General features: G+C 32.0%; 28 protein-coding genes. 5 read left to right on the top strand and 23 right to left on the bottom strand.

The window, feature by feature from the left end:
- Positions 1 to 15: 15 nt before the first annotated feature.
- The 6 genes from B0A68_RS23115 to B0A68_RS23090 all read right to left on the bottom strand — a co-directional run bounded on the left by B0A68_RS23115 (position 16) and on the right by B0A68_RS23090 (position 5,527).
- Positions 16 to 774, bottom strand: coding sequence for a hypothetical protein (locus B0A68_RS23115; protein WP_123947546.1), 759 nt, complete (start codon positions 772 to 774; stop codon positions 16 to 18).
- A 132-nt stretch (positions 775 to 906) separates the two neighbouring features.
- Positions 907 to 1,680, bottom strand: a complete 774-nt coding sequence (gene lpxA / locus B0A68_RS23110; protein WP_035681157.1) for an acyl-ACP--UDP-N-acetylglucosamine O-acyltransferase — start codon at positions 1,678 to 1,680, stop codon at positions 907 to 909.
- Between the two features lie 64 nt (positions 1,681 to 1,744).
- On the bottom strand, positions 1,745 to 2,308 hold the full coding sequence (locus B0A68_RS23105; protein ID WP_035681155.1) for a Crp/Fnr family transcriptional regulator: 564 nt from the start codon (positions 2,306 to 2,308) through the stop codon (positions 1,745 to 1,747).
- A gap of 51 nt (positions 2,309 to 2,359) precedes the next feature.
- Positions 2,360 to 3,730 (bottom strand): hypothetical protein, encoded by a 1,371-nt coding sequence (locus tag B0A68_RS23100; RefSeq protein ID WP_035681152.1) that lies wholly within the window; start codon positions 3,728 to 3,730, stop codon positions 2,360 to 2,362.
- A gap of 167 nt (positions 3,731 to 3,897) precedes the next feature.
- Positions 3,898 to 4,431 carry a hypothetical protein gene (locus B0A68_RS23095; RefSeq protein WP_035681149.1) on the bottom strand — a complete coding sequence of 178 codons (534 nt, stop codon included), beginning with the start codon at positions 4,429 to 4,431 and terminating at the stop codon, positions 3,898 to 3,900.
- A 1-nt stretch (position 4,432) separates the two neighbouring features.
- Positions 4,433 to 5,527, bottom strand: a complete 1,095-nt coding sequence (locus tag B0A68_RS23090) for an acyltransferase family protein (RefSeq protein ID WP_035681147.1) — start codon at positions 5,525 to 5,527, stop codon at positions 4,433 to 4,435.
- 192 nt (positions 5,528 to 5,719) lie between these two features.
- Between B0A68_RS23090 and B0A68_RS23085 the strand changes: the two genes are divergently transcribed.
- Entirely contained in the window at positions 5,720 to 6,286 is a 567-nt protein-coding gene (locus B0A68_RS23085; protein WP_035681143.1) for a peroxiredoxin family protein, read from the top strand.
- Between the two features lie 8 nt (positions 6,287 to 6,294).
- Here the strand turns inward: B0A68_RS23085 and B0A68_RS23080 are convergent, their stop codons facing one another.
- Entirely contained in the window at positions 6,295 to 6,558 is a 264-nt protein-coding gene (locus B0A68_RS23080; protein ID WP_035681140.1) for a hypothetical protein, read from the bottom strand.
- Positions 6,559 to 6,581: 23 nt separating this feature from the next.
- Positions 6,582 to 6,953: a nuclear transport factor 2 family protein gene (locus tag B0A68_RS23075; protein ID WP_035681138.1), complete on the bottom strand. Its 372-nt coding sequence runs from the start codon at positions 6,951 to 6,953 to the stop codon at positions 6,582 to 6,584.
- Between the two features lie 174 nt (positions 6,954 to 7,127).
- Between B0A68_RS23075 and map the strand changes: the two genes are divergently transcribed.
- The 3 genes from map (at position 7,128) to B0A68_RS23060 (ending at position 9,346) form a co-directional block, all read left to right on the top strand.
- A complete protein-coding gene (map, locus tag B0A68_RS23070) occupies positions 7,128 to 7,892 on the top strand; it encodes a type I methionyl aminopeptidase (RefSeq protein ID WP_035681135.1) in 765 nt (254 codons plus the stop codon).
- 67 nt (positions 7,893 to 7,959) lie between these two features.
- On the top strand, positions 7,960 to 8,529 hold the full coding sequence (locus B0A68_RS23065; RefSeq protein ID WP_035681133.1) for a Crp/Fnr family transcriptional regulator: 570 nt from the start codon (positions 7,960 to 7,962) through the stop codon (positions 8,527 to 8,529).
- A gap of 79 nt (positions 8,530 to 8,608) precedes the next feature.
- Positions 8,609 to 9,346, top strand: a complete 738-nt coding sequence (locus B0A68_RS23060; protein WP_035681132.1) for an SDR family oxidoreductase — start codon at positions 8,609 to 8,611, stop codon at positions 9,344 to 9,346.
- A gap of 67 nt (positions 9,347 to 9,413) precedes the next feature.
- Here B0A68_RS23060 and B0A68_RS23055 read toward each other — a convergent pair whose 3' ends face one another.
- The 3 genes from B0A68_RS23055 to B0A68_RS23045 are packed head-to-tail and all read right to left on the bottom strand — an operon-like array spanning position 9,414 to position 11,476.
- Complete coding sequence (locus B0A68_RS23055) at positions 9,414 to 10,328, bottom strand: helix-turn-helix domain-containing protein (RefSeq protein ID WP_035681130.1); 915 nt, start codon at positions 10,326 to 10,328, stop codon at positions 9,414 to 9,416.
- 26 nt (positions 10,329 to 10,354) lie between these two features.
- On the bottom strand, positions 10,355 to 10,660 hold the full coding sequence (locus B0A68_RS23050) for a hypothetical protein (protein ID WP_035681127.1): 306 nt from the start codon (positions 10,658 to 10,660) through the stop codon (positions 10,355 to 10,357).
- A 9-nt stretch (positions 10,661 to 10,669) separates the two neighbouring features.
- Positions 10,670 to 11,476 (bottom strand): SDR family oxidoreductase, encoded by an 807-nt coding sequence (locus B0A68_RS23045; protein ID WP_035681124.1) that lies wholly within the window; start codon positions 11,474 to 11,476, stop codon positions 10,670 to 10,672.
- Between the two features lie 220 nt (positions 11,477 to 11,696).
- Here B0A68_RS23045 and B0A68_RS23040 point away from each other — a divergent pair, with 220 nt between their 5' ends.
- Positions 11,697 to 12,395 carry a hypothetical protein gene (locus B0A68_RS23040; protein ID WP_123947545.1) on the top strand — a complete coding sequence of 233 codons (699 nt, stop codon included), beginning with the start codon at positions 11,697 to 11,699 and terminating at the stop codon, positions 12,393 to 12,395.
- A 69-nt stretch (positions 12,396 to 12,464) separates the two neighbouring features.
- Here the strand turns inward: B0A68_RS23040 and B0A68_RS23035 are convergent, their stop codons facing one another.
- The 12 genes from B0A68_RS23035 to B0A68_RS22980 all read right to left on the bottom strand — a co-directional run bounded on the left by B0A68_RS23035 (position 12,465) and on the right by B0A68_RS22980 (position 20,211).
- Complete coding sequence (locus B0A68_RS23035; protein ID WP_035681117.1) at positions 12,465 to 13,022, bottom strand: DUF4256 domain-containing protein; 558 nt, start codon at positions 13,020 to 13,022, stop codon at positions 12,465 to 12,467.
- 20 nt (positions 13,023 to 13,042) lie between these two features.
- Positions 13,043 to 13,414: a DoxX family protein gene (locus B0A68_RS23030; RefSeq protein WP_035681114.1), complete on the bottom strand. Its 372-nt coding sequence runs from the start codon at positions 13,412 to 13,414 to the stop codon at positions 13,043 to 13,045.
- A 6-nt stretch (positions 13,415 to 13,420) separates the two neighbouring features.
- Positions 13,421 to 13,888 carry an SRPBCC family protein gene (locus B0A68_RS23025; protein WP_035681112.1) on the bottom strand — a complete coding sequence of 156 codons (468 nt, stop codon included), beginning with the start codon at positions 13,886 to 13,888 and terminating at the stop codon, positions 13,421 to 13,423.
- Between the two features lie 5 nt (positions 13,889 to 13,893).
- Positions 13,894 to 14,211 (bottom strand): ArsR/SmtB family transcription factor, encoded by a 318-nt coding sequence (locus B0A68_RS23020; protein ID WP_035681108.1) that lies wholly within the window; start codon positions 14,209 to 14,211, stop codon positions 13,894 to 13,896.
- A gap of 155 nt (positions 14,212 to 14,366) precedes the next feature.
- Positions 14,367 to 14,735 carry a hypothetical protein gene (locus B0A68_RS23015; RefSeq protein WP_035681105.1) on the bottom strand — a complete coding sequence of 123 codons (369 nt, stop codon included), beginning with the start codon at positions 14,733 to 14,735 and terminating at the stop codon, positions 14,367 to 14,369.
- A gap of 152 nt (positions 14,736 to 14,887) precedes the next feature.
- The gene (locus tag B0A68_RS23010) at positions 14,888 to 15,820 is read right to left on the bottom strand and encodes a transglutaminase-like domain-containing protein (RefSeq protein ID WP_035681101.1); all 933 of its coding nucleotides are present in this window, start codon (positions 15,818 to 15,820) and stop codon (positions 14,888 to 14,890) included.
- An 18-nt stretch (positions 15,821 to 15,838) separates the two neighbouring features.
- The gene (locus tag B0A68_RS23005) at positions 15,839 to 16,690 is read right to left on the bottom strand and encodes a substrate-binding domain-containing protein (protein WP_035687720.1); all 852 of its coding nucleotides are present in this window, start codon (positions 16,688 to 16,690) and stop codon (positions 15,839 to 15,841) included.
- A 53-nt stretch (positions 16,691 to 16,743) separates the two neighbouring features.
- Complete coding sequence (locus B0A68_RS23000; protein ID WP_035681098.1) at positions 16,744 to 17,217, bottom strand: DUF4265 domain-containing protein; 474 nt, start codon at positions 17,215 to 17,217, stop codon at positions 16,744 to 16,746.
- Between the two features lie 101 nt (positions 17,218 to 17,318).
- Positions 17,319 to 17,711 carry a VOC family protein gene (locus B0A68_RS22995; protein WP_035681095.1) on the bottom strand — a complete coding sequence of 131 codons (393 nt, stop codon included), beginning with the start codon at positions 17,709 to 17,711 and terminating at the stop codon, positions 17,319 to 17,321.
- Positions 17,712 to 17,764: 53 nt separating this feature from the next.
- Entirely contained in the window at positions 17,765 to 18,634 is an 870-nt protein-coding gene (locus tag B0A68_RS22990; RefSeq protein WP_035681091.1) for a nucleoside phosphorylase, read from the bottom strand.
- Between the two features lie 157 nt (positions 18,635 to 18,791).
- A complete protein-coding gene (locus B0A68_RS22985) occupies positions 18,792 to 19,124 on the bottom strand; it encodes a translation initiation factor (RefSeq protein WP_035681088.1) in 333 nt (110 codons plus the stop codon).
- A gap of 136 nt (positions 19,125 to 19,260) precedes the next feature.
- Complete coding sequence (locus B0A68_RS22980) at positions 19,261 to 20,211, bottom strand: isopenicillin N synthase family dioxygenase (protein WP_035681086.1); 951 nt, start codon at positions 20,209 to 20,211, stop codon at positions 19,261 to 19,263.
- Positions 20,212 to 20,390: the final 179 nt, after the last annotated feature.

The raw sequence follows: 20,390 nt of genomic DNA, 5'->3' as shown, positions 1-20,390 counted from the left end.
TAAAATGCATTACCATTAATTATTCTTTTTTTGTTTCCAATATATTTTTTCAACTTCAAATTTCTTTGTTTCAGGATTAAAATTGTATTGTATTGCATTACCTAGTAAACAGTTACCATATTCATTTTGAGTCAATACCCATGAACCTTCAATTTCTATTTTGTTGTTTACAGAAAAATCAAATTGAAAAATGGGATCATTCAATACTTCCAATTTTTCAGTACAATCTTCATCTGCATCTTTGTTCTTTATAAGTTCTTTGTAATTAGAAAAAAACAATTCTTCGTTTAAATATTTCTCAATCTTATTAGACTTTACTTCATAAAAACTCAACTCATTTCCATCTCCAACAATATCATCTGTTACTACAATAAAACTGTTTTCTGCTGTTTTATAGATGTTTATATACCAAGGTCCGTCAACTATGGAAAAAAATGCCTTATTGGGTTCAAAGTATATTTGATCAAAAAAATTAGGCGTATCGTCTATATAATAATTGTTTGCTTTTATTTCATTATACCATTTCGTTCTTTCTTCTAAATCCCAATCCCAGCTCGAAAAAGCTTCTTTTGGCAAGAGTAATATAATGTCCAAAAGCTCTTTATTTTTTGCAAAATCAAGTTCAACTTTCTTTTCAGATTTTACGTTTTCTTTTTCTGATATTTCACTTTTTAATGTGTCATTTAATTTAGAAGTTGTTGCCATTTTTTCCTGAGCCGGCTTTTTGCAAGAGAATAGTATTAAAATCGAAAATAGAATAAAGAGGTGCTTCATTTTAAGGATTAGTTTATATTAAAAATATTGGTTTTAGTGTAATGAATTTTCATTTACAGACAGTTGCATTTAACTGGATTTAAATTAGCAAGCAAAATATCATAAGACCAAAATACTAAAATATTAAACATTCTACTCCTGATTTCCCTTAATAATTCCTCGAGTAGAATTTCTTATAAAATCTATAATTTTATCGCGCTCGATAGTTTGTTTAAAATGCTTTTCAATAAACTCTAAGGCAAGTGTTGTGTTTCTTTTCTGCTGAAAAACAATACGATAAATCTCTTTTAATTCATTTAATTTTTCAGTTTCAAATCCTCTTCTTTTTAAGCCAACAAGATTTAATCCTACATAACTTAGCGGTTCACGGGCCGCAACTATATAGGGAGGAATATCTTTTACAACACGGCTGATTCCGCTGATAATGCTGTGTTCTCCAATAACCGAAAATTGATGAATTGCGGTAAGTCCGCTAATATTAACGTAATCGCACACAATTACTTCGCCGGCCATTCCGACGCTAAAACCAATAATGCAATGATTGCCAATAAAACAATCGTGCCCAATATGAGCGTTTGACATAATTAAATTATCGCTGCCAATAACTGTTTTTTGCTTTGATTTTGTTCCTTTATTTATCGTAACAAATTCTCTGATAATATTGTTATTCCCAATTTCTAATGTACTGTATTCATTATTATACTTCAGATCCTGTGGATTCCCTCCTAATACAGCGCTGGAATATATTTGACAATTTTCTCCAATTCTTGTGCCATTAAGTATATTTACATTATTCCCAATCCAGGTATTATCTCCTATAACAACATCATTTTCGATAGTCGTAAAATTACCAATACGAACATTCATTCCAATTGATGCTTTCTTCCCAATTATTACATTCTTCACTTTAACTATATTTAATTTGAAGGCAAATGTTAGAAAAATCTAATTGTTTTTTATTGACCTAATATCAATTAATTGAAGCTCTTATTCTGCTTAATGTTTCCTGGCTTACACCAATAAGCGACGCCACGTGTTTTAATTTTGCTTTGGCAATGATTTGAGGGAATGAATGCAAAAGATAGGCATACTTTTCCGGAGCATTCATTGATTTATAAAAGTGATGAAATTCATTTAACTTAGAAAGATTAAGCCTAAGAAGTTTTATATAGAACTTAGAAAATAACGGATATTCTAATAAAGTTTGTTCATCTGCGTAAGACAATGAATAGACAACTGTCTCTTCGCCAGCCTGAAAGAGTTCAAATGATGGTTTCTGTTCAAAAAAACTAGTCAGGGAAGTAATAAATTGATGATTAGTATAAATCCATTTCGTGATATCTTCTCCGTCTTCATAAAAAAACCTGCGTACCAACCCCGATTTTATATAATACAGTTTAGTGCAAATTTGATTTTCTTCGATTATAAATTCATTTTTCTGGAATGTTTCTTCTCTAAAAAGAGTTTTTACTGCTTTTTCGGTTTCCTCGTCCAGCTCATGAAAACTATTTATAAATGCAATTAATTCAGTCATTATAGCTGTTTTATAATTTTTAAAATAATTGACGGATTAAAATCTTAAATCCTATTTTATTGAATTGATAAGACTTTCTATTGTAGATTTTTTTTGATTTAATAGGATTAATTGACTTTTATCATTCAAAAGAATTTTGTCAGCAAACTCCTTATCACCGTTAGGTTTCCAATTTTTCAATTCGCTAAATTTATGTTTTAAAAGTTTAAGTATTTCATTACTGTTTTTGGAGATAACAATCACTTTTGTAAGTGGCGTCTGCTGCATCTTTTCGATACTGTTTTCTGTAATTTTATTTTCATATTCCGTTTTGGAGCGATAACGAAACATCTTATTTATTACTTTTAAATCATTTTCATTTTCAGAAATTACATATCTGTAGGTCATAATATTATCAAGCTCATTGATCCAATTTGGAAAATTTACTTCGTAACTCTTAATGTAATTGTCAATAAAGTTCTGATCTATTGATTTTTTTTGATCAATGTATTCCTTAACCAATGGATAAATCTGTTTTGCCATTAGATTTATATATTTCTTATAATACCAGTCTCTGCTATCAATTTTACCGTCTAATGCTGCATAAACATATCCGTTGCCCAATGCGGTCGCCAATACTTCATTCATAAGGAGATAAGCATAATTACTGCATTTTGACTTATTTGCTTTAAAATAATTATTAATTTCTGTCTTTACTTTAAGCGATTGCTCATCATAAATGATATGATATGTTTCGTGAAGCATCACACTAAATAAATCTTTGTATGATTTTAGATCAGTCTGCACTGCACTTATAAAATTATTACAAAACGATTGTGCCGTAAAACCTTTTGAATTAGGTAATGGATAGAAAGCTGCTACAAAAGGAACTGAATTATCCCAGCTGGAATTATAAAATCGTAATCCTGTTTCAAAATAATTTTCGATGTGATTTTCATCAGAATATTTTATAATTTCTTGAAGCTGCTTTTCAAATTTTTCTTTGTTGGGATTATAAATCAGCTCTTTGTAAATTGGGGTAAACTCAGAAATAATTTCAGCTAAATCATTTAAAGTTTTATTTGGAATTATTCCAATGGAGCGAATTTTAAATTCTGTTAAATTTTCGGTCTCAATTAAGTTTTTTTTCGAGAGATCCTCTGTCTGCACAGACTTTTTTGATCCATACGGGAATTCTTCAAATCGATAACTATAGCCGAAAGATAACTTATCAAATTCTGAAATTAAGTTTTTATATTTTTCAGTATTATAAGATGATTTTATAAATTCAGTTTTATAAACATTTTCAGGATAATTTTCAGATAGATTTTCTAAAAAAATTAAAACTGCCAACTGCTCAGAATATTTAATTTTGAATTTTGCAGTTTGCGTAAATGCCAAAGTTGATGCTAATAAAAATGCTGTTAAAAACCTTTTTTTCATATTATATTTATGAGTTTGCAGTCTATATTATTTATTCGTAAATAAAGATTATTTAACGAATATAATAAATATTATACTACAATTTTGTACCCTTTTTATTTTAAAGAAAAAAAAGATTTGTTAGAGGTGTATACTTTTTTTTAGAAATCTAATTAGCAGAAAAAGTATTAATCACATTTTCGGTACTCTGGGTGGTCCGCATTCAATATCAGACCATTTTCAACAAATTTTAAGCTGAAATTTTGTTCGTAACCATCAAATTTTGCTCTAAAAAGGAGTACATCTAATTTATTATTTTTAAGTTTTGCTCCAGAAAAAACAAGATCATAAATTTCTGTAAATTCAAGTTGTCCTTTTTTATTATTGACAAGATTTTCTACATAAAACTCTTTCTGTTTATCTAGAGGATTTAATGTTTTGAACCTGATTTTTTTTGAAGAATAAACTTTTTGTACATATTTTCTTTTATTTATAAAAACATAAGAACTGTCGATATTGTAGTGAATAGAATCACTTGTAAAATTTTCAGGCATAAAGAATAAAACATTTTTTTTATTCCTTTTTATTATATCCAAAATACTTCTGGAACAATAATGAGTACCGCCAATATTTACACTATCTATCTGACTCCATGCAAAAAAAGGCAGCAATAATAAAAAAGATAGAATTGTAGTGTTTTTCAATTTGAATTGTGTTTTCATATTATTGGGTAATTCTTCGATTCCATTTCTCGTTCAAATATTTCCTCAGTGGTATATCGTAAACTTTCATTATTAAATAGGCAAATCCAACTAATAAAATAATTGAAGGTACAATAATGATCATAAGCTGCGATGCATCTGGTTTATAAGTCGTATAATAATTACCAAACATCCATAAAACCGCATAATGCGTCATGTATAACGGATACGATATATTTCCTGAAAAAACGCAGATCTTTTTAAATCCAGGTGATAATGCTGCTCCTGCGCCTAAAGAAATAAGCAGAGGAAAATAAAATAATATTATAAAAGGCTCTGATATCCAGTTCCATTCTGAAAAAGGCATTACAAAAGCAAGTAGTAATAATACCGAAAGTCCGATAAATCCGAGTTTGTTTTTGATAATCCAATTAGAACGGTAAATTAGCAATCCGGCAAGAAAAGAATACGATATGCGTGCACATCCATCCCAAAAAGTGGGACCGCTCCAGCCGCCTAATAAATTGCCAGAATGATACCCTACATAACAAATAGCAGCTGCAGATAGCATCGTTAAAATCAACAAGTAGTTTCTGCGAACGCGGCACAATACAAATGCATAGGCGATATTAGCCATATATTCCCAAAACAGCGACCAAGCCGGCGCATTAAAACTAAAAAGATTAAAGCCGCGATCGGCAATTATTGGCAGCGGAATAAGAAATATGGAACAAATGAAAGTCAGAATAATTTTGCCTGTACTGTACAATTCCAAATGTCCGCCAAACGGATCAAATAAAAACGCCAATAATCCTAATATTGATCCTAAAATGACCAACGGATGCAGTCTTATAATTCTTGATAAAAAGAACTTACGAAGTCCCATTTTTGAAATTCGGTCATCATAAGCATATCCTATTACAAACCCTGAAAGACAGAAAAAGAAATCAACTGCCAGAAAACCGTGCCCGATGAAATTTTTGCTGGGATCGGTAAAAATCCATTCCATAAAATGGAAAAGTACTACAGCCAAAGCTGCAATGCCGCGCAACCCGTCGAGAATTTCAAAATGTTGTTTGGCTGGAACAATGGACACAGAAGTTTTGTTGATGTGCATTTAATGAAAGGAGTTTCGATTATGAGATTTTGGCTTTAATACCTGATTTTTGGTTGTGGCAAATTATACAAATTAATAGCTAAATCAAAATGATTATATCTTGCATTTCTGTAAAAATATTGATTATGATGAACACTTTTAAACAAAAAAATCATTATTTTAGATTATTATAAATAAAAAAGTAATCGCTGTATGAAATATTTTTTACTACTTCTTATTTTTCCCATTATGATTTCCTGCGAAAATAAAAAAGCTCAAGAAGAAAAAGACTTAAAAGAACTTCAGGCAATGGCTCTTGAAATGAAAAAAAATGAAATAGATTTCTCCCTTAATGCCGTGCCCAAATATTTTTCGGCTAAAACAATTAAAGGAAGTTCATTTAATTCTGAAGATTATAAAGGTAAAAATTTAGTAGTTTTTGTTTATGATAAATCGTACTTAAAAAAAAGTGATAGCTACGATATGGCAGAAGAGCTTAACGAAATTTATGACTTGTATAAAGATAAAGTACAATTTATTGGTATCGTAGAAGGATTTGTCGACAACGATGCAGAACTGCAGGATTATTTAAAAAGTTCTAAAATAGCATTTGATCAAATTGACAATACAATTTCTACAGACAAAGAAGAAAAGCTCCATCATAATTTAGTGTGCAGTCCGGCTAAAATCTTAATTGATGAGAAAGGAAAAGTAACTGCAGCTTCTTGTGGCGGCGGAAGCAGCTTTCATTTGGTTGAAAAACTAAAGGATATTAAATAAAAAAACAATTATGATAAGTTCGGATCGTATTCTTCATGAAACGAACAATTTCCAATATGTATCTCTAATTCTGCAATAGAATCAACAATATTATTTAAATGATCTAAATCAAGATCTTTAAATAATATTGTTATTTTTTTAGATTCAAGCAATGAATCAAATGAAGCTGATAAATCTTTAACATTCAATAAACTGGTATCTTTTAAAATCGATATAAATTTAACTTTAAAGTCTTTGTTGTGCGCTTTTAATAACTCTAAAAAATGTGTCATTTTGATTTTTAAATGATCAGGAATTAATTATTATCGAAAAGCTCAATGTCCATGGTTTTTATTAAACCTTCCTGAAATGTATAAACATGTTTTACATTTCCGTCAAATAATACACCGCCTTGCAGGTCTTTTACATTTTGATGTACGTTAACTTCGAGACTTCCATTTTCTCTTTCAGCAAAAGCAACTGGTTCAACTTTAGGATTTATTTCCGTCCATTGTCTTGTCCAGTATTCTTTAATTTCATCATGTCCGCTTATATAACCGCCTTCCCAGGCTTTAGACCACTGTACGTCGGGCTGCATTGTAGAAAGTGCATTATCAATATTTCGTTCGTTAAAAGCAGTATATGCTTTATATATAATGTCTTGAGTCTGATCTTTTACTGCTGTCATTTTAAAGTGATTTGATTGGTTTTGATTGAATACTATTGATAAGCTAATATAATAAATAGATCCGATTTTAAGACAAGCTAACCAATTATAAAGCAAAAAATAGTATTTTAGTACCAAATAAAATCCGGTTTTAGAGAGAATTATTCCTCTTATAAAACGATAAAAACAAACATTATGTCTATTACAACAGAATCAGAATTAGTAGGAATGCAAAAGGCAAGTGAAGCTGTTGCAATTGCACTAAAAGAAATGAGAAATTTTGCCAAACCAGGAATGACTACAAAGGAGTTAGACAATTTTGGAGGACAAATTTTAAATGATTTAGGGGCAAAATCAGCACCATATGAAACTTATGGTTTTCCGGGTTGGACTTGTATTAGTGTGAATAATGAATTTTGTCACGGTATCCCATCAGATAAAAGAATACTTGCCGAAGGTGATTTGATTAATATTGATGTTTCTGCAGAATTAGACGGTTTTTGGTCAGACAACGGAGGATCATTTGTGATTGGTGAAGACCTAAATCAGCATCAAAAACTAATTGAAGCTTCTAAAGAAATTTTACAGAAAGCAATCTACAACATAAAAGGCGGCGTCCGCATATCTGATGTCGGATTTATAATGGAAACTGAAGCCAAAAAAAGAGGCTATAAAGTAATTAAAAATCTAACCGGCCACGGAATAGGAAGAAGTCTTCATGAAGAACCACACGATATCGCTAATTATAAAGACCGATTTAATTTTACCAGATTTAAGAAAAATTCTGTCGTGGCAATAGAAACTTTCATTTCTACAACTTCTACTTACGCAGAAACTTTGCAGGACGGCTGGACAATGGTCGGAAACAAAGGCGGTTTTATGGCGCAGCACGAACACACTATTATAGTCACCGACGGAAAACCAGTTATTCTAACAGAGATGAACGGAATTTGGAATTAATTGTAACCAATATCACTTTTTGCCAAATGGCAAATTCCCTATAAAAAGTTATCCTTAACTTGTCCGCATGAAAGAATTAATAAATTTTATATTGCAGTTCGGTAATTTGAATCAGCAGCAAATTGATTTAATTACGGGAAAAGCAACACATTTAGAAATTAAAAAAGACGACTATTTTTCTGAAGCAGGAAAGGTTTCTGTACAAGTTGGATTTGTTTTAGATGGAGTTATGAGAGTTTGTTATTACGATAAAAAAGGCGAGGAAATCACCAAATATTTTATTGACGAAAACAATCTTGTAGTAGATTTAGAAAGTTTTCAGAACAGCATTTGTTCTTCGGCTTATGTTCAGGCAGTCACAGATTGTAAACTCATTGTTTTTTCTAAATCAGATTGGGAAGAACTCCTAAATACTATTATAGGCTGGGATACCATTGTACACAAAATTATTTCCAGATCTCTAATGCAGAAAATCGAGCGTAGAAGTCCGTTAGTGTCAGAAGATGCTACAACACGTTATTTGTCTTTTATGGAAAAATATCCTAAGATCATCAATCGCATTCCGCTTTCGTATTTGGCTTCTTATCTCGGAATTACACAATCATCTTTAAGCCGAATCAGAAAAAATATCCGATAAAATCGCTTTTTGCCAAATGACAAATGTTTTCGTTTTTAATTGATGCAGCTTTGTACCAATAAATTTTAAAGATAAAAAAATGAAAACAGTATTAATTACAGGAGCAAATAGAAGCATAGGTTTAGAAACAGTAAAACAGCTTTCAGAAAAAGGATTGTTTGTATATTTGGGAGCACGTGACCTGCAAAAAGGAGAAGCCGTGGCAGCAGAATTGTCTCAAAACGGATATAAAAACATCAAAGCAATTCAGATTGATGTTACAAATGAGGAAAGTGTTACGGCGGCCAGAAACATTATAGAAAAGGAGCAGGGCAAACTGGACATTCTAATTAATAATGCCGGAGTTTTAGGAGATGTACCGCAGGATTCTTCGACAACTTCTGTTGAAGATATTCAAAAAACATTCGATACAAACTTTTTTGGTGTGATACGAGTAACTCAGGCTTTTCTTGAATTACTTAAAAAATCGGACAGCCCAAGAATCAGCAATATTACTTCTGGTTTAGGTTCTCTTGCTTTGCACAGTGATCCAACGTGGAAATATTATGCCGTTAAAGCAGTTTCTTATGTTTCTTCAAAAACAGCATTAAATGCTTTTACGGTTACTTTGGCTTACGAATTAAAAGATCTGCCATTTAAAGTAAATGCAATAGATCCTGGTTACACTGCCACAGATTTTAATCATCACAGCGGTCCTGGTTCTGTAGAAAGTGCAGCAAGTTTTATAATAAAACATACTGTAACAGACGCAGAGGCACCAACTGGAAAATTCTTTAGTAATGATATTGAGGACGAAAGCGAAGAAAGTCCTTGGTAATTGTCAATAAAATAAGTTTAAATCGGAACAAAATTAGTTTTGTTCCGATTTAATTTTTACCGTTTCTTTAATTTTTAGTAAACGATTGTTGAAATTCTACGGGAGTTGAATTTGTCTTTTTCTTGAATAATTTATTGAAAGACTGCGGATGTTCAAAACCTAATTTATACGCTATTTCTGAAATAGAAAATGTGCCTTTTACAATATATTCTTTTGCTTTTTCTATTAATTTATCGTGAATGAACTGCTGTGTATTCTGCCCGCAGACATTGCGTAATAAGTCACTTAAATATCTTGGCGAAAGATTTAATTCTTCAGCAGCAAAAGCTACTGTCGGTAAACCTTTTAATAATGCTTTTTCGTCATTAAAATAATCATTCAATAAAGTTTCAAGCTGCGCCAGTACATCGTTATTAACTGCCTTTCGGGTTATAAACTGACGGTTGTAAAATCGGTTGCTGTAATTCAGCAAAAGTTCGATTTGAGAAATAATTACATCCTGACTGAAATGGTCAATCCTTTCATTCAATTCATTTAGAATACTTTTGAAAACGCCTAAAATCGTTTCTTTTTCCTTTTCTGATAAATACAAAGCTTCTGAAGCTGTATAATTGAAAAACCCATATTGTTTTATAGTGGCATTCAAAGAGTAAGGCCGAATAAAATCTGGATGAATATGCAGAGAAAGTCCGCTGTAATCAGCTTCTTCTTCCTGCATTTTCAAAAGCTGTCCGGGCGCCACAAATGACATACCGCCTTCTTCAAAATCATAAAAACCATGTCCATACTTAATTTTTCCGTTGAAACTCGTTTTAAAAGAAATTTTATAAAAGTCCAGAATTATCCCATTTTCAAAATCTTTTGCATCAAAAACAGCTTCTCCATAATTTATAATACTAACAAGCGGATGCATGGGTTTTGGCTGTCCCATAGCTTTGTGCAGCTCAGAAAGCGAATTAAATATTTTTGGCTGATTTTTCATTATTCAAATTATAATAAAAGATTGGTTTACAAATTTACAAAATGTTCTATTTGGGCAATATTCCAGCTTACAGAACTTTGATCGATCATATCGTGTACGACAGAATCACTAAGCTCATCCATAAGCAGATGCAGTGCTGCTGTTCCTTCTTGTACGCTGTCCCACAATAACATATCGTATACAACTCCTTTTTTTAGTTCGAAGATCGTTCTGGAACGAAATCCTGACTGACGTTTCAAAAAAACATCAATTTCTGTATTGGCTTCAATAAATTCCTGAATTGTAAAACCTTTTAGTTTAAAGGTAGTAAGTTCTATGGCTTGATTTTTCATTTTCTAAAATTAAAAAGTAAACATTGTTTTTATATTTTCAACTTGCGCTTCGGCTCCAGATTTTATTCTTTCGTTGTATAAAGCAACAGCATCATTTCCTGCAATATATCTAAATTGATTTTTACTGTCTGTTGCGGCATCGTAAACAATTTGAGCAACATCTTCGACTTTGGTATAATTGGCTAATTGTTCCGGACTGTAACCTTTGCTTACTTCTGCCGTTAGTTTTTCGTAAGCATCGTGCTGGCCGATTTCCATAGAACGAATAGCAAAATCGGTCTGCATGCCGCCCGGTGCAATTACTTTTACCTGAATCCCAAATTGCACTAATTCTGATGCAAGACTTTCAGAAAATCCATCTACTGCAAATTTTGTCGCACTGTAAACAGAACAAGTAGGAAATCCCATTAATCCAAATGTTGATGTTATATTGAGAAAAATACCATTTCTTTTTTCACGAAAGTGTGGTGCAAAAGCTTTAGAAACTCTTATAACGCCCATTAAATTAGTTTCGATCTGACGAAAAATCTGCTCGTCGCTTAATGCTTCTAATGCGCCGATTAAACCATAACCAGCATTATTTAATACTACATCTACAGAATACGAAGCAGTTACATTTTTAATGGTTTCTGCAATTTGCTGCGAATTAGTTACGTCTAACGGCAGCAAAACAATATTTTCTAATTGATTTAATTCGGTTTCTTTTTCCGGGCTGCGCATAGTTGCAATTACCTGCCAGCCTTTGCTGTGAAATAATTTTGCTGTCGATTTTCCTAATCCTGTTGATGCTCCTGTAATAAAGATTGTTTTTTGCATTTTTTTATGTTTTAAAATTATAATGCAAAGTTGTATCAAAAGGAGAGGAGGGAAGTAGCCATTTTGGTTGTTGTGTTAGCCAAAATGACGGATGATTATTAAACTGCTAATTTTAATAATCCTGATTAGATAGTTTTCTAAATTTCCTTACATTCGCCGGCAGAATTTGTTTCACCAGCAAATTTTTATTTTAAAAATTAAAATCCCAAAACCAACAACCATGATTTTATACGGAGTAGCCAGCAACGGAAATACCAGAGAATTAGAATGTTTTTGCCCTAAATGTGAACAGAGAGAAAAACTTGTTTTTCAATCGCTTGTAAAATCCTTTCACCTTTTTGGAATAAAGTGTTTTCCTTTATTTAAAGAAATCAATGTTCAGTGTACTAAATGCAGCACCAAATATAAAGGAAATGCTTTTACACCAGAAATGTTCAGTATTTCTTTAAGATTAAGAAAAGAACTTAAATATACAATCTGGCACTTTATTGGGTTGTTTATAATTGCAGGTCTTATTATCTGGGCAAAATTGCCAAAAAGCGAAAGCGAATTAAAAAGAATAAAAGAGCTAAATGATAATGCCAATAAAGAATTTGCAGCAAAATTAGCAGACCCAAAATACAATGATGTTTATTTTCTGGATAAAAAAGATACTGTTATAGACAATAAAACGTATGCTCCAACAGGATTTGCAATTGTAAAAAATGTTACAAAAGATTCAATACAATTTAGTATTTGCAATTTTGATCAATTAAGTGAAAAAAGAGTAAATACGATCATTCAGGATGGTTTTAAAAAAGAGTATTATGGGGATGCTTACCAATATAGTACTAAAATTCAAATCGCAAGAAATCAAATCGCAAAAGATACTATGATTTTTAAATATCCAATTAAAAGAATTGAAAGAGAAAAAAAATAATTTTTGAATTATCTTTTTACCAAAAACTAAAAAACTCAATTAGAAATAATTGAGTTTTTTTATAGTGTTTTAAACTCTTAGTAATCCACGGAAACCTCTTGCTGCGTAGTAAGAATCTGCCCCATTATGATACACAAAAACAGTATTATAACGAAAATCTGAAAAAATTGCACCACCCAATTTTCTTATTTCAGCCGGAGTTGCAATCCAGCTTGAAGTTTTGGTATCAAATTTCTCCAATTCTTGTAATTCTCTGTATTGCTGTTCGTTCAAAAGTTCAATTCCCATTTCTTCAGCCATATTTACAGCGCTGTCTTTTGGTTTGTTCTCTTTTCTTTTTTCAAGTGCTTCATGATCATAGCAAATGCTGCGACGCCCTTTTGGACTCTCGGCTGAGCAGTCTGCAAAAAGATATTCACTGCTTTTTTCATCGTAACCTACAACATCGGGTTCACCTTCCGTTCGTTCCATTTCATCTATTGACCATAATTTTTTCGGATTTGCTTCTAGTTTTGCTTGAATTTTACTCCAATCTAAACCTTTATGGCGCTGCATATTTTTCTCAAACCGAATTTGTAATACTTTAAGTAATTCTTCCTGCTGATCTATTGTCAATTCCTTTTTCATTTTTTTTACTCTTAAATTAACTAATTAATTTTTCTGCTTTCGGGTCTAAAATACCATGAAACAATTGTAAGTACAATCAATAATATAGGGCCAAAAAGTTCAATTGCACCATAGCCACAAGCCAGATGTGACGCAACAGCTCCAGACATTGCAAAGAAAAAACCAGCATAAGCCCATTCTTTAAGTAAACCAAATTTAGGAATAAGTATGGCAATAACTCCAAAAAGTTTCCAAATTCCAAGTAGAGTCAGAAAATAGAGCGGATAGCCCAAATGTTTCATCATTTCGGTTTCTTCCTTCAACTGAATCAATTGTACAATTCCTGTAGAAGCCATTCCCAGCGCAAGCCAGAGTGTGGCAATCCAATAGATAATTTTGTTTCTTTTTGTCATAACGTTTTATTTTAATTTTATTAAAACTTCTTCTAATCTGTTATGCGCCATATTAATACCTTGTGCAAAGGGCAGTTTAAGCATTTGATCTCTAACGTCCGCAGATTTGTAAACAATATGCATATTGAGTTCACTTGTATCTTCTGTCAATTTTTTGAACTCTAAAAATTCCAGCTGTACAGGAAACGGGCTATTTTCCATTTCGAAGGTTCGTACAATTATCTCATTCAAAACAAAATCATGAATTACCCCGTTTGCTCTAAAAACTACATTTCCAGAAGAATCGCTGGTTTCAAACTGCCAGCCGCCATGTTTCTTGTTTTCAAGTTTTAAAACCTTTGTTCCCATCCATTGCTCTACAATTTCAGGCTCTATATAAGCTTTAAAAAGCAATTCAAGCGGAAGATCAAATTCTCTGGTAATTACTAAATCATGTCTGCCGTCTTCGGCATTAATTTTCGTCTTTCTTTCCATGTCATTTATTTTTTATAATTTTTCATGATGGCTTCTAGTTTATTAAAACGCTCGTCCCACATTTTTCTAAAAGGTTCAATAAAGCTGTCGATTTCTTTAATTTTTTCAGGATTTAAATGATAGTAAATTTCTCTTCCGTTTTGGATTTGATGGAGCAGTTCACATTCATTCAAAATTTTTATATGTTTTGAAATCGTCTGTCTCGACGAATCAAAATTGGCCGCGATTGCACCCGGAGTCATGGATTGTATTGCAACCAGACTCAATATTGCCCTGCGGGTAGGGTCGGCAATTGCTTGAAAAACATCTCTTCTAATTTCCATTACGCAGTTATTTGACTGCAAATATAATGAAGTCATTTGACTGCGCAATAAAATTTTATATTTTTTTGAATTTGCTCATAAAAAAATACCATTCCCTACGAGGTAAAGAATGGTTTAAATATATATTTTCGGTTAAGAAATTAAATGGATAAAAATTATATCTTCTTCAATGTCAGCTTCATTTCTTTGGTATCCAAAACTAACTGTTCGTCTGTTATTGTGCTTTCGCAGGGGTAAGGTGTGCCGACTTCATCTTTTATGACTAAACTTTTTCCTCCTTTTGTCAAACTATAAGTACCGTCCGTTATTTCGTGGAGCAAATAGCCTGTTACGTGCCCGTCTTCTGTAAATGTTAGAGTTCCATTTGTTAAAATTTCATTTTTAGCAGAATCAGAAAGGGGCAATTTAGCTTCTACTTCGGTAATTTTCCAGGAATTGACAAGTTTACTTCTGCCCTTATGACATGAAATGGTTACGACAGCCAATAAGGTAACTCCCAAGATAAATAATTTAGATTTTTTCATGGTTATACGATTAAAAGTTAGAAAGGAAAAGTTACAAAAAAAATAGATACCTAAACCACTACCAATCAAATATTTGTGCAGAAATTATCCAAACAATGAAGTATATAAAATGAGAATTAAAAAGTACAAAATACTCTTTTAAAAATTTAAAATTAATTAAGCGTCAGTGCTCCCAAAATTTCTTCGTACATAAAAGGCCCTCCGGGATATTTGGCGGTGTAATCAAGATTCATCCAGACTTGCCCGCGTTCATCTATATGATAATGGAGTTTTTTACCATAACTTTCTTTTTGAAAAAGGACATTTTTAATTAAATAATTGACCTTTTCTAAATCAATAGTAGAACCTATTAAAATCTCCGGATAAATATGTCCCTTAGTATGAATTAACCTTGGAGTACCGCCAATAGAACGTATTGCAGCGGCCATTAGTATAGAATGATCGTCGCAGTCGCCAGAAAAGTATTCTAAAGATTCGCTTGCAGTAGCTATATAATCTCCCTCTTTGGGATCATTAACATAATTCCATCTTCCGTTTATTTCTTTAAAAACCGCAAAACACTGAATAATAGTTCTGTAATCTGAATATCCTCTAATTCCTTTAAAATGCTTTGTCGTGGCCATAATAGCAAAGTTTCGAACCTTTGGGTTTTGGTATTCTATAGCATTGATAATCTTAGATTTATTAGGAAAGGGCAATAATTTGGCGACAATAATATCCTGCGGAAATGGATTATCTGACATTGTATAAATCATCGAGTTATAATCTTCAGATATTTCGCTGAAACCATAATTTCCAATTACACTTCCGTAAAATAATATTAATAAATATACTGCGATGCATAAAATAATAATCGTTCGGAGTAACATTAATAAAAAGAAAACAGCAGTAAAAACAAAGATGAAAATAAAAACACGGTCCAGATTAAAGGCCCATTTTAAGTCTATTAAATTTTGATGCAGAATGATAAAAATCGGAATGGTTATCAAAAGACTCAGTAACGAAATAATAATCCTGTCCCAAGGTGATTTCACCTGCAGTTTGGATTTTAAACGCGGAAAGTCAATTTTAGGGAATTTCATCATAAGAATCAAAAAGCAATTTTACAGCGCTTTTACCGTTTCTACAAAAGTACTTTTTTTATCTATAATTCCCAGATCAAATAATTGATTTTGAACTTTTATAAATGCTTTTTCAGTAAGATTTTTCTGAGACCACTGTGTAAGTTTTAACCACTCCTGAATATCTTCGACTTTTTGGTTGAATAATGAAGCTAATGTTTTATCAATATTAGGAATCTGCACAAAATCATGTGTGGTATTATTAATGACTTCCAGTATTTTTTCTACCGTCTTAGAATTCTTTTTCAAAAATTCATCACGAACAGCAATTACAAAAGAAGGCCATGGAGTAGGGCAGTCGCCTACACGTCTAAAAATACCTTTATCTACAAGGGGTTTGGTCATGAAACGCTCCCACATAAAATAATCTGCAGTTCCATTTGTCAGGGCTTCTACAGCACCATCTATTGTATTTATAATTTCAAATTCTAAATCATCTGTTTTCCAGCCTTGCTCATTCGCATTTACATACGCCATCAACTGTGATCCTGAACCTAATCTGGAGATGGCAGCTTTTTTATTTTTAAGATCTTTTACAGTCTGGAAATCTGATTTTTCGGCAACATGAATTCCCCATATCAAAGGCGACTGCACATAAATTTGAACAATTTTACTCGGATTTCCGGCAGCTATATCTTTTACAATTCCTTCTGTTAAAATAACAGCAATATCAGTTTCACCATCACGAAGCATCTGACACATTTTACCAGTTCCTTCAGGAATATCTGTCCATTGTAAGTCAATGTTTTCGGCTTCAAATTCTCCATTTTCAATACATAATTGCCATGGCAGATTGAAGTGTTCCGGAACACCTGCAATTTTTACAGTTTTCATTATAGTTTTTTTGTTTAAGTTAAGTTTGGTATGCGTATTTTTAATTTGTTTGTTTAGTTTTTTAGCAAATCTGCCCGATGTTTTTCTGAAAGGCAAGGTTCTGCAAAATCTATAATTGATTGTGTTTCATATTCAAGCAGAAGGCTTTTTACAATAGCATAATCTATCTCTCTAACGACTTCAACAGCAAATAAGGTTTCGTTTAAACCTTCTGATTCACAATTAATTGTTTTTAATTTTTCTCTAATAATTGCTGCATCAAAACCTTTTTCTAAAATTACAACCTGAAGAATGGAATTACCAAAACTTTCAATCGTTTTTCTATAGACCAGGCGTTCTTCATTTTCATCATATTCTGCAAAGAAAATGTCGCCTGTTGCAATCAAGGGACCAAAAAACGGAATATTATCCAATTTAAAATATCCTTTTTCTAAATCAATAACTTTTGCCCACATGGTCTCGACAACCGTATCTTCTAATAAATCACTATAATATCTAAATAAAATTTTTTTATGTGTGTCTGCCATTATTAAATTTGTAATTATTTTTAAAGCCCTATGTTATAAGTGCTTTTTGGTAATTGCTTCGAATTATCTAATTTTAAAATTGACTTAATTGTCTACTTTTTCTATTCTATTTCACTGATTTCAGCTTTCAAGGGCGAAACAACAATACGATAACCATCCGGATCCAGAAACATTTTTCCGTTTTCATTCCAAAAAGGATTAATTGCATGTATGCTTGAAATATTGCACTGTAAAAGCCTTTTTATTAACTCGTTATAATCTAAAATTGTTTTTGGATAAAGTACAATTACATCGTCTTCATCAAAAGTATGATTGGCATTTGTTTCGGATTGCGTAAATTCAAAATGCCAGTCTAAACCTGATTTCCCAATAAAAATTCCATCGTAATTATTGTGTTTTTGAAATCCCCCTAATCGCTCAAAACCGAGAATATCGACGTAAAATTTTTCGATTCTATCCAAATCATTAGTATGTCTTGCAACTCGTAAAAACATAATTTCAAGATTTTAGTAAATTATCTGGTTTTCAAATTGGCTCATTATCAAATTTACTTCTGAGCTAATTTATTCAAAGTATAAGCAATCAATTCATCAACAGCTTTATAAGGATCTTCACTAAAAGTTCCCGATGCACGATTGGCAATAATTGCGTTCAATGACAAAGCATTATGCCCAAGAAGTGCAGAAAGACCATAAATAGCAGCAGTTTCCATTTCTAAGTTAGTGATTTTATTTCCATCAAAATCAAAATTATCCATTTTATTGTTTAACTCTTCATCTTGAATATTTAAGCGGAGTACACGTCCCTGCGGACCGTAAAAACCACCTGCTGTAGCGGTAATTCCCTTAAAAATTTTATCAGATTCAATTATCTTTTCTAATTTTTCTGAGCAGGCAATAGCATACGGTTTTCCTTTTCTTATATCCCAATTGGTGTGCGTGATAAAAGCATCTTCTATAGCTGCATTAGAAACTTCATCAATCAAATAGGAGCGGAGCATATTATCTAATCCTAAACCAACTTTAGACATGACAAAACTGTCTACAGGAATATCTTCCTGTAAAGATCCCGAAGTCCCAATTCTTATGATATTCAACGAAGTAAGCGTTTCTTTTGGTGTACGAGTTTCTAAATCAATATTAACCAAAGCATCCAATTCATTGATTACGATATCAATATTATCTGGGCCAATTCCGGTTGACATCACAGAAATTCTTTTTCCTTTATAAATTCCGGTTTGAGTTTTAAATTCTCTTTTTTGTGTAGAAAATTCAATCGAATCAAAAAATTGTGTGATTTTTTCCACTCGATTCTGGTCTCCTACAAAAATAATGTCGTGAGCTATATGTTCAGGACGAAGGTTTAAATGGTAAACACTTCCGTCTGGATTAAGTATTAATTCTGAATTTTGTATCATCTTTTTTAAGGTTCTGAGGTTTTGAGTTGCTAAGGTTCTGAGTTTTTAGACTCAAAGACGCAAAGGTTCTGGGGACAAAGGTTTTCTATAGAGGCGCACAGCAGTGCGTCTTTTTTCATGTTCGCAAACAACTTGAAACATGAAACCTGAAACTTTTTTACCCGCCAACTCGTTTCGTTTTAAATCCTTTTTCTTTTAAGATTGCCATAATTTTATCACGGTAATCTCCTTGTATAATTATAGAAGCGTCTTTAAAGGTGCCGCCGACACTGAGTTTTGTTTTAATTTCTTTAGCCAAAATTTTAAAATCTTCGTCAGATCCTTCGTAACCTTCAATTATAGTAGTTGCTTTTCCTTTTCGTTTTTCAAATTTGCAGATCATTGGCTCTTTCTGAATATAAAGCACATGATCTTGTTCCTGAATTTCTTCCGGCTCATTTGATTCTACATGATCTGGAAATAAATTTTTTAATTGATCTTTAAAATCCATAATTTTTTTATTCTAAAAAATAAATCTCTACCATTAAAGGTTTTAAAAAATTAAATTCCAAATTCCAATTGATTTTGGAATTTGGAATTTTTTAATCCCGTCCCGAAGTTTCGGGATCGGGAGAATTTATTTTCGTTTATTTTTTAATTAAACCTAAATCTACTAAGCGTTCGTATAAGTAATCGCCTGCCGTAATGTCTTCAAACTTCTTAGGATTCTCGGCATCAATGCAGTTTTCTAAGCAATCTAAGCGCATATCACTTACCGGATGCATAAAAAACGGAATAGAATAACGAGAAGTTCCCCATAATTCTCTTGGAGGATTTACAACCTGATGAATAGTCGATTTTAGTTTGTTATTAGTATGTCGTGACAACATATCGCCAACATTAATTACCAATTCGTCATCGGCTGCAATAGCATCAATCCATTGACCATCATGATTTTGAACCTGAAGTCCTTTACCTTGAGCCCCCATCAAAAGTGTGATCAAATTGATGTCTCCGTGAGCTGCTGCACGAATAGCATTTTCTGGCTCAGAAGTAATTGGAGGATAATGAATTGGTCTTAAAATAGAGTTTCCTTCTTTTGCATAATTATCAAAATAAAACTCATCTAAACCTAAATGCAAAGCCAAAGCTCGTAAAACGTAAACACCTGTTTTTTCTAACTTTTGGTACGCTTCTTTACCAACAGCATTAAACTGTGGTAACTCTTTAACTTCTACATTGTCTGGATATTCTGAAGCATATTTTGAATCTGCATCAACATACTGGCCAAAATGCCAGAATTCTTTCAAATCTCCTTCTTTGCGTCCTTTAGCATGTTCTTTTCCAAAAGAAACATACCCTCTTTGTCCGCCAATACCAGGAATTTCATAATTATGCTTAGTTTCTACTGGCAAAGCGAAAAATTTTCGAATTTCGCTGTATAACTCGTCTACCAATTGATCATCCAAAAAATGACCTTTTAAGGCTACGAAGCCAATGTTTTCAAATGCACTGCCGATTTCATTTACAAATTTTTGTTTACGTTTCGGGTCGTCCGAAAGGAAATCACGTAAGTCTACACTAGGAATGTTTTGCATACTTTACATTTTTTATTTAAAAGAAAAAAAGGTTTTCAGACCTTTTTATAACAAAGGTAAAGAATATTTTATATTTCGTTTTTAAAAGTTCTAATAAAATTGAGTAATCTTAAACAATTTTAATCAATAATCTATAATTTCGATTTTTGATTATATTTACTTTCGAATAAATAACATTA

The organism is Flavobacterium reichenbachii, assembly GCF_002217435.1.
Classification (GTDB): domain Bacteria; phylum Bacteroidota; class Bacteroidia; order Flavobacteriales; family Flavobacteriaceae; genus Flavobacterium; species Flavobacterium reichenbachii.
This window is presented reverse-complemented; position numbering and strand designations above follow the sequence as displayed.